The following is a 13767-nucleotide window of genomic DNA, read 5'->3' as shown; positions in this document are numbered from 1 at the left end:
GCGGAAAAGTCTGTGCATCTGCCTCCGTATAAGGTGCCCCGAAGCGCGTATTTACGGCTCTTCGGCAGGCGAAAAAAGGCGCAACTATTCCGATGCAAGGTTGCGCCGTCTAATGCCGTAAACGCCTACCCTATGCCGAATCGGCATGAGCTTTTTTAAATGAAACTGGCGTCCCAACCGGTTCGATTGTGACATTTCAGCCGGCAAAAGTGCCGTGAACCGGCCATTGCAGCGTAGATTGATTATTTTTTGAGCGAAAAAAATCGGCGAAAAATCTCGGAAAAAGCCTACGTAGGGAGACTAGAAGTCTTACTGTTTGGACGGTCTCTTTGTCGATATACGGTCGCCAGGAAATACCGCGAAATGTTTTCCTGCGCAGTGTCGTCGCTTCCAACGCTGAGCTGGGCGCTCTGGATCAACGTTTTGCTGGATGGGAAGCTCAGCGCAAGTCCGTCGAGCCGCGGTGGGCTGGCGAACCTGCGTTGCAGCTTTTACTGACCCTGACCCGGCCCTCGCGCAGGCACTCCCTGTACCCGTAGGTCACTCCGACCTTGTAACAGTCAGAGCGTCCCGGCCCCCTGGTCATGCCTCGACCCTGGGTGGGTCGGGCAGTGGAAAGCAGCAGGGCTGCTGCCTTCATGTGCGAATCAATTCAATACCACTTCGGATCTTTCTTGAGGGTTTCCATCAACAGATCCTGCATGCCCTGGTCGGGTTTGCCGAAGAAGCGGTAGGTGGCGTGTCGCGTCGGCGACTTGTCCTGCGGCAGGCCTTCGGGCACATCGACCAGCATGGCGTAAGCCTCGTCCTTGTCGAAGCTGAAGGCGACGATCAAGCGATGGTTCAGGCACTTGTCCTGATTTTCGCAGAGCGGGCCGACCAGATATTTGTCGCCATCTTCAGTGACGGCATGCATCTGTTGCTCGGAGGTACCCGACAGGTTGATCACCCACTCCGGTACACGCTCTTCCTTTTTGATCACGCCTTCCCAAGTTTCGCGGTACTGCTCGTCTGAAGCGAGCAATTCGTTGACCCGGGTCTGGCCGTCGTTGGCCGCCATCGCCATGGCACTGCCGCCCAGGAGCAGGGCGGCTGCCAATGTCTTTAACGCACTCATCGTTAACCTCGGCCGCGACGGCCAAAGAAGAAGGAAGCGATGAACATCACCAGGAACACGACAAAGAGAATCTTGGCGATACCCGTGGCGGTGCCCGCGATACCACCGAAGCCCAGAACTGCAGCGATGATGGCAATGATCAGAAATGTGATTGCCCAACTCAACATGGTGATTCTCCTTACTTCTCTATTTAGGGATCTTGCGTTTCCGGCGTCTGGCGCCGAATTCATTCATTCACTCGTTCAGAACACCCAGCGTTCCTGCCGTGGTAGCTCGTCCAGTGGCTGCGCCTGGTCGACATCCATCATGCGCATCGAGGCGCTCTCGGCCTGGCTGTTGCTGACGGCACTGAAGTGCGTTTGCGTCGTGTGCTGGACCGAGATCAGCGGCTCACGCTGCTGGCTGCTTTCCCAGCGCAGGTACTGCTGACAGGCAATCAGGGTGATCAACAGGGCAAGTGCGCCAAACAGAGCTTGCTGAATGTGCAGTGGCGAAATACGCAGTTGGGCGGCACGTTGGCGAGTCATCCTGGGTTCCTCACTCTTATTCGGTTGGGGCAGTTCATGTCTGCCCGGGCTACCGGAGGTATTGCAGTCTGCATGCCAGTTTTTTCATTGAAAAAAAACGCAATAAAATCAACAGCTTATGATTGATATGGAAAAAGGCTACGACGCATCCTGCACGATGGCTCATCTGCGGTCGTGCGCAATGCACGATTATTTCGTAGGAGAATTCATAGTTATGGAATTGATGGCAGGATGCAGATGTCAGAACAGGACGTAAGGCGCGTCGTGAAATCTCGGTTTGTTTAAAAAATCAACAAAATCAAAGGATTGGCTGTAAAGGCAGGAGAGGGCTACCCTCCCATGACTGGCTTCGTTCAGAATCAACCATGCAACTTGCCCGATTTTTCCGGGACTAACCCAAGACTAATCACTATGGAGCGTAGGAAAAATGGAATCTGCCACTGAGCATCAAGGCCGCATTCTGCTGGTGGACGACGAATCCGCCATCCTGCGTACGTTCCGTTATTGCCTTGAAGATGAAGGCTATACAGTGGCCACCGCCAATAGCGCGGCACAGGCCGAAGCATTGCTGCAACGCCAGGTCTTTGATCTGTGCTTTCTCGATTTGCGCCTGGGCGAGGACAACGGTCTCGACGTCCTCGCGCAAATGCGTATCCAGGCGCCGTGGATGCGCGTGGTGATCGTCACCGCACACTCGGCGGTCGACACCGCTGTGGATGCCATTCAGGCGGGCGCCGCCGATTATCTGGTCAAACCGTGCAGCCCCGATCAATTGCGTCTGGCGACTGCCAAGCAACTGGAAGTGCGCCAGCTCTCGGCGCGCCTCGAAGCCCTCGAAGGCGAGATGCGCAAGCCCAAGGACGGTCTCGATTCCCACAGCCCGGCGATGAAAGTCGTACTGGAGACGGCGCGGCAAGTGGCGAGCACTGACGCCAACATTCTGATTCTTGGCGAGTCCGGTACCGGTAAAGGTGAGCTGGCCCGGGCCATTCACGGCTGGAGCAAGCGCGAGAAGAAGTCCTGTGTGACCATCAACTGCCCGTCGCTGACCGCCGAATTGATGGAAAGCGAGTTGTTCGGCCACAGCCGCGGCGCTTTTACCGGCGCCAGCGAAAGCACGTTGGGGCGAGTCAATCAGGCCGACGGCGGCACGTTGTTTCTCGACGAGATCGGCGATTTTCCTTTGACGTTGCAACCCAAGTTGTTGCGCTTCATTCAAGACAAGGAATATGAGCGGGTCGGCGATCCGGTCACGCGCCGGGCGGATGTTCGAATTCTCGCCGCGACCAACCTCAACCTTGAAGACATGGTCCGCGATGGGCGTTTCCGGGAAGACCTGTTGTATCGCCTGAACGTTATTACGCTGCACTTGCCGCCGTTGCGCGAGCGCGCCGAGGACATCCTGACCCTGGCCGACCGCTTTCTTGCGCGTTTCGTCAAAGAGTACGCGCGTCCAGCGCGGGGGTTCAGCGATGAAGCCCGCGAAGCGCTGCTCGGCTATCGCTGGCCGGGCAATATTCGTGAATTGCGCAACGTGGTCGAGCGGGCGAGCATCATCTGCCCACAGGAACGCGTGGAGATCAGTCACCTCGGCATGGCCGAGCAACCGGCCAACAATGCGCCTCGTGTCGGCGCAGCGCTGAGCCTCGATGAATTGGAGAAGGCGCATATCGGCGCCGTGCTCGCCACTGCCGGCACCCTCGATCAGGCGGCGAAGACCCTGGGTATCGACGCTTCGACCCTGTATCGCAAGCGCAAGCAGTACAACCTGTGAGCGCCGCGCGATGAAACTGGCGATGAAGCTGCGCACGCGCCTGTTCCTGAGCATTTCTGCATTAATCACGGTGGCTTTGCTCGGGCTTCTGCTCGGGCTGGTCAGCGTGTTGCAGATGGCCGGTTCGCAGGAAGCGTTGGTGCGCAGCAATTTCATCACCCTGGACCTGGGCCTCAAGCTGCGGCAGACGCTGGGCGATCAATTGATCATCATGCTCGCGCAGAAGCCCGATCCGGTCGCGTTTGAAGCGTCCAAGCAGCATTATTTCGAATTGCTCGATCAGGGTATCGCCCAACAGGGCAGCGATGAGCTGGCCTACGGCTTCAAGCAGGCCAAGGCCGATTACCTCAAGTTTCTCGCGTCCTTCGATGTCTCGGCAGAGGCGGCCAGAGACGCCAGCGCCAGTGCCGACTTCCGTGAGCGCTTCAATATTCTGCGCAGTGGCTTGATCGCCGAGCACAAGCAGGCCCTGGACAACATCAACGCGGTGCAACACGCCGCGCGTGAGCGCGCCTTGCTCATCGCCGGACTGCTCGGGCTGGTGGGCCTGGCAGTGTTGATCATTGGTTTCGTGACGGCCCAGGGCATCGCCCGACGCTTCGGTGCGCCCATCGAGGCGCTGGCCAAGGCCGCCGACAGTATCGGCCAGGGCAATTACGATGTGACCTTGCCGATTTCATCGGCCATGGAAGTGAACCTGTTATCTCGGCGTTTCGGCCTGATGGCCGAGGCGTTGCGCCAGCACCAGGCAACCAACGTGGATGAGCTGCTCGCCGGCCAGCAACGTTTGCAGGCGGTGCTCGACAGTATCGACGACGGCTTATTGATGATCGATCGACAGGGCCATCTGGAGCACCTCAACCCGGTGGCGCAGCGCCAGTTGGGCTGGGAAGACGATCGTCTGGGGCAGGGGCTGGGGACCGCTCTCGGGCGCCCGGAACTCGACGCGCAGCTACAACTGGTGTTGCGCGGCGGTACGCTGGAGCGCGCGCCGGAAGACTTGAACATCGAGATCGATGGCGAGTCGCGCTTGCTGACCTACAGCCTGACGCCGGTCAGCCACACGCAAGGACATATCCTCGGCGCGGTGATGGTCTTGCACGACGTTACCGAGCAACGCGCCTTTGAGCGCGTGCGCAGTGAGTTCGTCTTGCGTGCTTCCCATGAACTGCGCACACCGGTCACTGGCATGCACATGGCGTTTGGTCTGTTCCGCGAGCGGACGCAGTTTGCCCCCGAGTCTCGCGAAGCCGACCTGCTTGATACCGTGAACGAAGAAATGCAGCGCCTGATGCAGTTGATCAATGACTTGCTCAACTTCTCGCGGTATCAGAACGGCCTGCAGAAGCTGACGCTGGCGCCGTGTTCCATCGACGATTTGCTGGAGCAGGCGCAATCACGCTTTGCCGATGTTGCCGCAGCCCAAGGCATTGCGTTAACCGTGGAGGTGCAAGGGCCGTTGCCGCGTTTGCAGGCCGACCAGGCGCAGCTCGACCGGGTACTCGACAATCTGATCGACAATGCCTTGCGCCATACCACGCGCGACGGGCAGATCCGCTTGCAGGCGCGGCGCCATGGCGAGCGAGTGATCATCAGTGTCGAAGACAACGGCGAGGGGATTCCCTATGGCCAGCAGGGGCGGATCTTCGAGCCGTTCGTGCAGGTCGGGCGCAAGAAGGGCGGCGCGGGTCTCGGCCTGGCTCTGTGCAAGGAAATCGTCCAACTGCACGGTGGGCGGATGGGCGTTTATTCGCGGCCGGGGCAGGGCACGCAGTTCTACATGGCGCTCGCGGTTTAGGCTTCGTCATCCATCCTGCGCCCGACGAGCCGGCGCCCCCGGGTGATCAGTTCGATGAACTGCACCGCGCTCAGCGCATGGGCGAACAGCCAGCCCTGACCGAATTTCACCCCCTCGCTGCTGAGCAGTCGGGCTTGTGATTCCAGCTCGATGCCTTCGGCGATCACCTTCAGGTCCAGCGCCTGCGCCATGTGAATGATGTGCGGAGCGACGCCGCTGCTGGCCGCGTCATGGCCGAGCGCATCGATGAATGATTTATCGATCTTCAGGCAATCCACCGGCAGTGTCTGCAAGTAGGCGAGGCTGCAATAGCCGGTGCCGAAATCGTCGATAAGTACTTGATGACCGACATCGCGCAGGGCCTGCAGGTTTTCCCGCGCCACCACGACATCGATCAGGCCGCGCTCGGTAACTTCGAAGGCGATCTGCCGCGCGGCGACGCGGTGCAGCGTCAGCAGCCGCGCCATCACCTGGCCGATGCGCGGCACCATCACATCGCATGCGGCGAGGTTTACCGAGATGTACAGCTGAGGATTGGCTCGCAGCAGTTGGCCCAGTTGCTCCAGCAAGCGCTGCAGGACGAAGTCGGTCATCTGGCGAATCTGCCCCGTGTTCTCCGCCATCGGTATGAACAGGTCGGGACTGGTCAGGCTGCCGTCCGGGCGCCGCCAGCGCAGCAGGGCCTCGGCGCCGACGCAGTTGCGGCTGTCGAGGTCGAAGATCGGTTGATACAGCACCTGCAACTCGCCCCGGCGAATGGCGCCGTGCAGTTCGGCGTCCAGCGACTGACGTTGGCGCACCAGTAACAACACCAGAAACCCGACAATCGCCCCGGCGAGCACACAGGCCGGCACCAGCCACCACCAGCCGGGCGGAATGTGCATACCGTTACGCGGTGTGATCAGCATCAGTTGATATTCGGGGTTATCGGTGGGCATGCGGTAGATCAGGTGGGTCTGGGTGACTTGCAGCGCATCGCCGGTTTGCGGTGGCCAGGGTGCGGTGGGGGGCCACGTCAGCGCCGTGCCGAGCACCGGGATTGCCCGGGTGCCGTGATCAAGCACCACGAGCAAGCTGCTACCGGGTGACAAATCGACCATGTCAGTCAAATGGCCGCGCGAGGTGGCGACACGGAAATTGCCACGCCCCAGCATCAAGGCGGCACGATTTTCATCGGGTTCGGTGGTGGTGTTCAGCCAGTAGCTATAGGTCGGGCCCTCGATGTCCGGTGCGCGGACCATCGACAAGCCGTCCTGGCGCGGGCGATTGGAACAGACCCGCGTAGCGTCCATGAAAGCCGCCTCATAGACGAAGCGGTAATTGAAGGTGACTTGTTGCAGGGTGGCGATCATTTCGTCGTCACAACTGCGCAGAGGCTGGGCTTCGAGATCGTCGAGACTTTCACGCAATTGACCGAACAACTGTTCAAGGCGCGCGAGAAAACGCTCGCCCTGGGCGTTCATTTCCTGACTTTCGTTGTATTCGAGCTGGCGCATGGCGACGAACGTGCCGCCAGCCATGAGCAGGCCCGCACTGAGGACAGCCGCGATCATCGCCAGAACGCCGGGGCGATAGAGTCCGCTACGCAGTGTCTCTCGGGTAGCAACCATCATGGAATATCCGAAGATTTACCAATGAGTTATAGCTGCTGATTGCAATTTCGCCCTGACCGTCGGGCGGGCGTCATTATTTTGTCTGGTTGAGTACCAGTAATAGCGCGGCCGTTTGCGCATCCGGCGTGCCGTCGAAGCGCGAAGGGCGGTAGTGCATTTGAAACGCGGCGAGGACATGACGCGTGGCGACATCCAGTTCGCCGGTCTGCGGTGTGTCGTAGCCCAGATGCGCCAGTTGGGCCTGAAACCAACTGATGCCCGGTAGCTCGCGGCTGTTGAACAGTGCCTGCTGGCGCGCCACGGCTTGCTCGTCGGGCCACAGGCCAAGGCCTTCGGCCGCGAGACGCTTCCACGGGAACAACGGCCCCGGATCGAGTTTGCGCAGTGGCGCGATATCGCTATGGCCGATGATATGGCGAGGACTGATGCCGTTGCGCTGGCTGATGTCCTTGAGCAGAACGATCAACGATTGAATCTGCGCTTCGCTGTACGGGTACCAGAGGCGCCCGGTCGGGGTGTCCTTGAAGCCGGGATTGACGATTTCGATGCCGATCGAGCTGGAGTTCAGCCAGGTGCGGCCCTGCCATTGGCTTTCGCCGGCGTGCCAGGCGCGCTGGTTTTCATCCATCAGCTTGTAAATGGTGCCGCCCTTGTCGTCGCCGATCAGGTAATGACTGCTGACGTCGCCATGAGTCAGCAACTGCAGCGAGCGCTCCAGCGATGTTGAGGTGTAATGCACGACCACGAACTGGATGCGGCTGTCGTAATTGGCCGAAGGATGGCTGGTATCGAAGCGCGGACCGCTGGCACAACCGGCCAGCACGAGCAATGAGGCAACAAGGACTAAGAATTTCATGGCAGAGAGCGATACGCAGAAGACGATAATGCAACAGTGTAACGTACGGATTTGCCCGAAGTCGGTCAGCCAGCGGATTTAAACAAAATGGAACAATTGCTTCAGCTCAGTTCCACGCGGTTGCGACCGGCGTTTTTTGCACGATACAGCGCCTGATCGGCTCTTTTCAGCACCATATCGCTATGTTCTCCGACCCTGAACGATGCCAGCCCCATGGAAATCGTGATCGTCACCCGTTCGCCTTTGAAGTGAAACGGGCAGGCTTCAATCGCCGCGCGCAACGTTTCGAGCAGTTTGGCGCCCGCCGCCGGGGGCGTTGCGGGCAGCAGCAAGACAAATTCTTCGCCGCCGAAACGGGCAATGAAGTCTGAACCGCGCAGGCGTTTGCGCAGCACCGTGGCGATGATCTTTAGAACCTTGTCACCCGCCAGATGGCCATAGCTGTCGTTGATCCGTTTGAAATGATCGAGGTCCAGCATTGCCAGGCTCAAGGTGTTGCCGTGTTGTTGCCACTGCTGGATCTCGTGCTCGAGGCGTTCGCTCCAGGCGGCGCGGTTGGGTAAACCGGTGAGCGGGTCGATCAGGGCCTTCTGGCGTTGTTCCTCCAGATGCTCGCGAAAGCCCTGGGCTTCCTGCTCCATGTGAGCCACGCGTTCGGACAGGCCCTTGAGTCGGGCCGCCACTTCCTGCTCGCGGGCGTCGCGTTGCTTCTGGTGCTGGTCCATGGTGCCGAGCAGGCCTTCGAGGTGGTTCTCCAGCACTTGCTTGAGGTCGTCCAGGTCCGCCGCTTCTTGCACGCTGGTTTGAAGACCGTCGACTTGTTCACGAATCTGCGTGTCCATGGCCCGCGCTGCCGAACGGTTGTCGGCATGGCCGTCACTGGCCGCCTGCAGGTTGCTCTGGAACGCCTCGAGGCGCTCGTTGAGTTGTTGCAGATAGGCTTCGAATTCGTGCTGGCCGCTGTCGGTGATCGCCAGCATCAACGTCGCAAGATCGTCGAGGATGGGGATCAGTTCGTACCAGTTCAACCCGTGTTGGAGGCGGTCTCGCATGGCCTCGGCTTGCGGACGATGGCGCTCGGGCAGCGTGAGGTCATCCAGCAGGCCGATCAACGTTTCTTCGATGTGCCTTGCTACCGAGCTGTAGGAAGGCTCCGGGGAATCCGGGAGGGCGAACAGAATGTCGTGTTCCGATTGCTCCGGGTCAATCGCGGCCAGGGCTTGGGCGATGGGTTCGGGCAGCGGCAGGCTATCGAGGATCGGCGGCGCTGGATCGCCCGGACGGATCAGTTCGTCGGGGTTGAAAGGGGTCGGCGTGGCGTGCGTTTGAGCCGGCTCGGCGGCGGCGTCGAGTGCCAGCAGGGCGGCTTCGTCGGTAATCGCCACAGGGGCCACGTCGGTGGCCACCGTTGGCGGGACGAAGGCCACCACGTCCGGTTCCGCGTGAGTCTCCGGTACGGGCGCAGTCGCCGCATCTACAGGCGCGGGTTCTACGCCCCGTGATTCGGTCCCAGTAGCCGGGGCCACTGGCGTGGATTGCGCTTGTGGCTCGACCGTGACCGGCGCTGGTGCCGCAGGTGCTTCCTGCGTCGATGTGACGGCGACTGGGGTCGGTGCGGGCATTTCCTCGCTGTCGCGACTGCCGAACAGTCGTTGTAGCAACCCCGGACGCCCCGGTTCGGTTGGCGTCTCCAAGTGACTCAACGCCTTGCCTTGCAGCCCGCTCAATTCGCTGAGCAGCAGTGGCATTTCCCGTGCCGAACCGACGCGGCTGTCCAGTTGCTTGGCGAACTTCTTCAATGGCTGGGCGACTTCGCGTGGCAGCGGCAAGGACTGCAACTGCGTGACCAGTGCCGTCAGCGCGGTGCTGACCTGATCGATCCGGGTTTCACGGCGCTGCTCGGAGTCGAGCACGGCTTTTTCCAGGCGTGGCAGCAGGGCGGCGAGGCCGGCGTCCATGTCGTCGGTGCGTACTACCTCGCGCATCTCCTTCATGCATTGATCGACGACTTTGTCGGTGCCCTCGGCCGCCAGCGTACTGCGCACCAGTCCGCGTCGCAGCAAATCGAGCCGGGCGGCCCAGCGTCGTTCGAGCTTGTCCTGCTGTTCGATGCTTTTGAGGTACTTCTCTTTCCAGCGCTGGGCTTCGTCGCTCATTCACAGGTTCCGCGAGGGGCAGGGCTCAACGCGGGCAATGCATCGGCCATGAGCGAACCCGGCAGACGAATTTCCACCGCGACCGGCAGGTGATCGGAAATGGGGTGGGCCAGCACCTCGACCTTTTCCAGGGTCAGGGTCGGGCTGAGCAAAATATGATCAAGGCAACGTTGTGGGCGCCAGCTGGGGAAGGTCGCTTCCACCTGCGGGGCCAGCAGGCCGAGATCGCGTAACGGCGACTGTTCCAGCAGATCGCTGGCATGGGTGTTCATGTCGCCCATCAGTACCTGGTGTTTATAGCCACCGATCAAATCGCGGATGTAGGCCAGTTGCAGGCTGCGCGTCCGCGCTCCGAGGGCCAGGTGCATCATCACCACCACCAACGCTTCCGGGCCTTCGCCGAAACGCAGCAGGATCGCGCCGCGACCTTTCGGGCCGGGCAGCGGGTGATCTTCGATCGCCCACGGCTTCAGACGGCTGAGCACGCCATTGCTGTGCTGGGCCAGCCGGCCGAGGTTGCGATTGAGTTGTTGATACCAGTAGGGGAAGGCGCCGAGGTGGGCCAGGTGTTCGACCTGATTGACGTAGCCTGAACGCAGGCTGCCACCATCGGCTTCCTGCAGGGCGACGAGATCGAAGTCGCCGAGCAGGTCGCCGATCTTCTGCAGATTGCCCGAGCGCCCGGTGTGCGGCAGCAGATGCTGCCAACTGCGGGTCAGGTAATGCCGATAGCGCTCGGTGCTGATGCCGACCTGGATGTTGAAGCTGAGCAGGCGCAGACGCTGATCCGCGGGCAAGCCCGTCGATGCCAGGTGATGCTCGTTGACCTGCGGATCATGCAGGCCAACGATGCGTTCGGACTTCCAGCGGCGCATGGCGGTTGCCGCGCTTAGTTGGCAGCGGCCTTGGTGGCGGCACGCTCTTTGGCGACCAGTTGGTCGGCCAGTTTCAGCGCCTGTTCGGCGCCGCCGGCGGAGCCGATGTCGAAGCGGTACTTACCGTTGACGATCATGGTTGGCACGCCAGTGATTTCATACTTCTTGGCCAGCTCGCGAGCCTTGACGATCTGGCCCTTGATGGCGAACGAGTCGAAGGTGGCGAGGAATTTGTCCTTGTCCACGCCCTGAGTGGCGAGGAAGTCAGCCATGTCGTTTTTGTCGGTGAGCTTTTTGTGTTCCTTCTGAATGGCGTTGAACACGGCGTTGTGAACCTTGTGCTCGACACCCATGGCTTCCAGAGTCAGGAACATCTGGCCGTGAGCGTCCCACGGGCCGCCGAACATGGCGGGAATGCGCACGAAGTTGACATCGGACGGCAGCTTTTCAACCCATGGATTGATCACTGGTTCAAAGGCGTAGCAATGCGGGCAGCCGTACCAGAACAGCTCGACCACTTCGATTTTGCCAGGCACCGCAACCGGGACCGGGTTAGCCAGTTCAACATAAGGGGCGGCAGGGGCTTCAGCGGCCTGGGCGGTCACGCCGAACAGGCTGGCAGCGACGAGGGCGGCGCTGATGATCAGATTACGCATGCTTTACTCCTGGACAATTTGGGTCGCCTCGCGCGGGTTGTTCGGGACAGATCCTGGCGGGCATGAGTGCTGTAGTGTAACGGCAGCGGCCACAAAAAAGGGCGGCCAAAGCCACCCTTTTTATACTTGCTGCGAAGGATTAATCGAGCGTTAACGTGGCAGGCGTTGCGCGCCGCGTTCAACGCTGGAATCAAGGCCTTAGTGCAGGCCCTGGATATAGCTGGAAACGGCAGCGATGTCTTCATCGCTCAGCTTGCGTGCGATGGTGCGCATGGTCATCGCGTCGCCATCGTTGCTGCGTCCGGCCTCTTCCTTGCGGAAGTCGGACAGTTGTTTGGCGATGTATTGAGCGTGTTGGCCACCCAGGTGCGGGAACCCTGCGGCCGCGTTGCCCGCGCCATTCGGCGAGTGGCAACCAGTGCAGGCTGGCAGGCCTTTTTCCAGGTTGCCGCCACGGAACAGCGCTTCACCGCGTGCGACGATCTTCGGATCGGCGGCGCCAACGCTGCCTTTCTGGCTGGCGAACCAGGCGGACATGTCGGCCAGATCCTGATCGTTCAGGTTGGTCAGCAGGCCGGTCATTTCCAGAACGACGCGCTTGCCCGACTTGATGTCGTGCAGTTGCTTGTTCAGATAGCGCTCACCCTGGCCCGCCAGTTTCGGAAAGTTTGGTGCCATGCTGTTGCCGTCCGGGCCATGGCAGGCCCCGCAAACGGCGGCTTTCGCCTGGCCTGCTGCGGCATCGCCGGCAGCATGGGCGAAGCCTGAAATTCCCACGGTCAACAGCAGACTCACGATCAATTTGTTCATCAGCTAATCCAACTACGGCTAAGGGTTAAGTTATGGACCGGGTTTACTCTCGCTCATCCACAGGATGATGGCCTGGTAATCCTCGGCACTGCAGTCCATGCACAAACCACGCGGCGGCATCGCCTTGAAACCCTGGGTCACGTGTTGCACCAGCGTCCCCATACCTTTCGCCAACCTCGGCGTCCAAGCTTCCTGATCGCCTCTTTCGGGCGCCATGGGTAGTTGGCCGGAATGACAGGCACCACAAACACGGTTGTACACAGCTTCCGGATCCTGTGTAGCCTGTGCGCTGTAAAGCGGCATCAAGACTCCGGCAGCCAGCAGCCATTTCGTCATAAAACGACCTTTTCAGGGTTGAGAGCGTTCTGCGTTCTAATGCGCAATCAAAGTCTGTCGCTCTCGTGAACTTCATCCTTCGCTGGGACAAAGCACACACAAAATCTGCGGCATTATATACTGGCGTCACTGAAACGGAAGCGACACCGCGTTCCGCGCCCAATCCCGGCGCCGCCCACATCGGAAATCCCATGCAACTCAAGAATCCCATCCTCGGCCTGTGCCAACAGTCCACGTTCATGCTCAGTGCCGCCAAAGTCGATCAATGCCCTGACGACGAAGGCTTCGAAGTGGCTTTCGCCGGTCGTTCCAACGCCGGCAAGTCGAGCGCATTGAACACCCTGACGCATGCCAGCCTGGCGCGTACCTCGAAAACCCCGGGTCGCACACAGCTGTTGAACTTCTTCAAGCTAGACGATGATCGGCGTCTGGTCGACCTGCCGGGCTACGGTTACGCAAAAGTACCGATCCCGCTCAAGCAGCACTGGCAGCGTCACCTTGAGGCTTATCTGGGTGGCCGCGAGAGTTTGAAGGGTCTGATTCTGATGATGGACATCCGCCATCCAATGACCGACTTCGACCTGCTGATGCTCGACTGGGCCGTGGCTGCCGGCATGCCGATGCACATTCTGCTGACCAAGGCTGACAAGCTGACCTACGGCGCCGCAAAAAATACGCTGCTGAAAGTACAGTCGGAAATCCGCAAAGGCTGGGGCGACTCGATCACCATTCAGCTGTTCTCCGCGCCAAAACGCATGGGCCTGGAAGAGGCCTACACCGTATTGGCCAACTGGATGGAACTGGCAGACAAAGGCGTCGAGGCGGCAGCCGAGTAAATCGGGATATGGAAATTTGTTTGTAGTGTGCTCAGGCAAGGCGAAAGTACAGTGAAAAGCGGCCGGGGTCGCGCTCGACTTTAGGGGACCTAAATGAGCATTTGAGCTGTGCTTTCAACGCAGCATGAGCGCGCTACAGACAAATTTTGGGCAAAAAAAGCCCCGGACTTCATTGGGGAGGGAGAAGTTCCGGGGTTTAAGTTCCGAACCGCTAGGGCGGGGTTCAGATATCTGCCAACACTTAACACAACATAGGAGCATCGAAGGGCTTCACCAGCCATTCAGTACCTCTGAGTGTTCGGTTGGCAGATTAGTTCAGATTTTTTTCGAAAAGCTTTGGAATAAGTTCAAGCGCGTTTCGGACTAAGCTGATTTTGCCTGTGCTGCCGCGACGCGATCTCGCGGCAACACGG

General features: G+C 60.0%; 13 protein-coding genes. 3 read left to right on the top strand and 10 right to left on the bottom strand.

Features of this window, described 5'->3' with window-relative positions:
* Nucleotides 1–652: 652 nt before the first annotated feature.
* The 3 genes from HU743_RS21260 to HU743_RS21250 all read right to left on the bottom strand — a co-directional run bounded on the left by HU743_RS21260 (nucleotide 653) and on the right by HU743_RS21250 (nucleotide 1644).
* On the bottom strand, nucleotides 653–1117 hold the full coding sequence (locus HU743_RS21260) for an inhibitor of vertebrate lysozyme family protein (protein WP_186651039.1): 465 nt from the start codon (nucleotides 1115–1117) through the stop codon (nucleotides 653–655).
* 2 nt (nucleotides 1118–1119) lie between these two features.
* On the bottom strand, nucleotides 1120–1284 hold the full coding sequence (locus tag HU743_RS21255; RefSeq protein ID WP_003177151.1) for a DUF1328 domain-containing protein: 165 nt from the start codon (nucleotides 1282–1284) through the stop codon (nucleotides 1120–1122).
* A 75-nt stretch (nucleotides 1285–1359) separates the two neighbouring features.
* Nucleotides 1360–1644 carry a hypothetical protein gene (locus HU743_RS21250; protein WP_186651037.1) on the bottom strand — a complete coding sequence of 95 codons (285 nt, stop codon included), beginning with the start codon at nucleotides 1642–1644 and terminating at the stop codon, nucleotides 1360–1362.
* Nucleotides 1645–2071: 427 nt separating this feature from the next.
* On the opposite strand from HU743_RS21250, the gene algB reads away from it, so the two are divergent.
* Together algB and HU743_RS21240 are read left to right on the top strand one after the other, a co-directional pair.
* On the top strand, nucleotides 2072–3418 hold the full coding sequence (algB, locus tag HU743_RS21245) for a sigma-54-dependent response regulator transcription factor AlgB (RefSeq protein ID WP_186546271.1): 1347 nt from the start codon (nucleotides 2072–2074) through the stop codon (nucleotides 3416–3418).
* Between the two features lie 10 nt (nucleotides 3419–3428).
* Entirely contained in the window at nucleotides 3429–5216 is a 1788-nt protein-coding gene (locus tag HU743_RS21240) for an ATP-binding protein (protein WP_186546272.1), read from the top strand.
* Here the strand turns inward: HU743_RS21240 and HU743_RS21235 are convergent.
* The 7 genes from HU743_RS21235 to HU743_RS21205 all read right to left on the bottom strand — a co-directional run bounded on the left by HU743_RS21235 (nucleotide 5213) and on the right by HU743_RS21205 (nucleotide 12518).
* A complete protein-coding gene (locus HU743_RS21235) occupies nucleotides 5213–6829 on the bottom strand; it encodes an EAL domain-containing protein (RefSeq protein ID WP_186651035.1) in 1617 nt (538 codons plus the stop codon). The two genes, HU743_RS21240 and HU743_RS21235, sit on opposite strands and share 4 nt — an antisense overlap.
* A 73-nt stretch (nucleotides 6830–6902) precedes the next feature.
* A complete protein-coding gene (locus HU743_RS21230) occupies nucleotides 6903–7685 on the bottom strand; it encodes an N-acetylmuramoyl-L-alanine amidase (RefSeq protein WP_186651033.1) in 783 nt (260 codons plus the stop codon).
* Nucleotides 7686–7786: 101 nt separating this feature from the next.
* Nucleotides 7787–9841, bottom strand: coding sequence for a diguanylate cyclase (locus tag HU743_RS21225; protein WP_186651031.1), 2055 nt, complete (start codon nucleotides 9839–9841; stop codon nucleotides 7787–7789).
* A complete protein-coding gene (locus HU743_RS21220) occupies nucleotides 9838–10716 on the bottom strand; it encodes an endonuclease/exonuclease/phosphatase family protein (RefSeq protein ID WP_186546276.1) in 879 nt (292 codons plus the stop codon). The genes HU743_RS21225 and HU743_RS21220 overlap by 4 nt, the downstream gene beginning before the upstream one ends.
* A 14-nt stretch (nucleotides 10717–10730) precedes the next feature.
* Nucleotides 10731–11372 (bottom strand): thiol:disulfide interchange protein DsbA/DsbL, encoded by a 642-nt coding sequence (locus HU743_RS21215; RefSeq protein WP_186630828.1) that lies wholly within the window; start codon nucleotides 11370–11372, stop codon nucleotides 10731–10733.
* Nucleotides 11373–11570: 198 nt separating this feature from the next.
* A complete protein-coding gene (locus HU743_RS21210; RefSeq protein WP_186651029.1) occupies nucleotides 11571–12182 on the bottom strand; it encodes a c-type cytochrome in 612 nt (203 codons plus the stop codon).
* Nucleotides 12183–12212: 30 nt separating this feature from the next.
* On the bottom strand, nucleotides 12213–12518 hold the full coding sequence (locus tag HU743_RS21205) for a c-type cytochrome (protein WP_186546279.1): 306 nt from the start codon (nucleotides 12516–12518) through the stop codon (nucleotides 12213–12215).
* A gap of 191 nt (nucleotides 12519–12709) precedes the next feature.
* Between HU743_RS21205 and yihA the strand changes: the two genes are divergently transcribed.
* On the top strand, nucleotides 12710–13354 hold the full coding sequence (yihA, locus tag HU743_RS21200; protein ID WP_186651027.1) for a ribosome biogenesis GTP-binding protein YihA/YsxC: 645 nt from the start codon (nucleotides 12710–12712) through the stop codon (nucleotides 13352–13354).
* Nucleotides 13355–13767: the final 413 nt, after the last annotated feature.

The sequence above is a fragment of the Pseudomonas sp. SWRI99 genome (genome assembly GCF_014270125.1).
In the GTDB taxonomy this organism is placed as follows: Bacteria; Pseudomonadota; Gammaproteobacteria; order Pseudomonadales; family Pseudomonadaceae; genus Aquipseudomonas; species Aquipseudomonas hamedanensis.
The sequence above is the reverse complement of the archived record's forward strand: the minus strand, read 5'-3'. Positions and strand labels throughout refer to the sequence as shown.

Bases quoted from the DNA above. Each gene is read 5' to 3' on its own strand.
- HU743_RS21260 (WP_186651039.1), bottom strand. From the start codon at position 1,117: ATGAGTGCGTTAAAGACATTGGCAGCCGCCCTGCTCCTGGGCGGCAGT.
- HU743_RS21255 (WP_003177151.1), bottom strand. From the start codon at position 1,284: ATGTTGAGTTGGGCAATCACATTTCTGATCATTGCCATCATCGCTGCA.
- HU743_RS21250 (WP_186651037.1), bottom strand. From the start codon at position 1,644: ATGACTCGCCAACGTGCCGCCCAACTGCGTATTTCGCCACTGCACATT.
- algB (WP_186546271.1), top strand. From the start codon at position 2,072: ATGGAATCTGCCACTGAGCATCAAGGCCGCATTCTGCTGGTGGACGAC.
- HU743_RS21240 (WP_186546272.1), top strand. From the start codon at position 3,429: ATGAAACTGGCGATGAAGCTGCGCACGCGCCTGTTCCTGAGCATTTCT.
- HU743_RS21235 (WP_186651035.1), bottom strand. From the start codon at position 6,829: ATGATGGTTGCTACCCGAGAGACACTGCGTAGCGGACTCTATCGCCCC.
- HU743_RS21230 (WP_186651033.1), bottom strand. From the start codon at position 7,685: ATGAAATTCTTAGTCCTTGTTGCCTCATTGCTCGTGCTGGCCGGTTGT.
- HU743_RS21225 (WP_186651031.1), bottom strand. From the start codon at position 9,841: ATGAGCGACGAAGCCCAGCGCTGGAAAGAGAAGTACCTCAAAAGCATC.
- HU743_RS21220 (WP_186546276.1), bottom strand. From the start codon at position 10,716: ATGCGCCGCTGGAAGTCCGAACGCATCGTTGGCCTGCATGATCCGCAG.
- HU743_RS21215 (WP_186630828.1), bottom strand. From the start codon at position 11,372: ATGCGTAATCTGATCATCAGCGCCGCCCTCGTCGCTGCCAGCCTGTTC.
- HU743_RS21210 (WP_186651029.1), bottom strand. From the start codon at position 12,182: ATGAACAAATTGATCGTGAGTCTGCTGTTGACCGTGGGAATTTCAGGC.
- HU743_RS21205 (WP_186546279.1), bottom strand. From the start codon at position 12,518: ATGACGAAATGGCTGCTGGCTGCCGGAGTCTTGATGCCGCTTTACAGC.
- yihA (WP_186651027.1), top strand. From the start codon at position 12,710: ATGCAACTCAAGAATCCCATCCTCGGCCTGTGCCAACAGTCCACGTTC.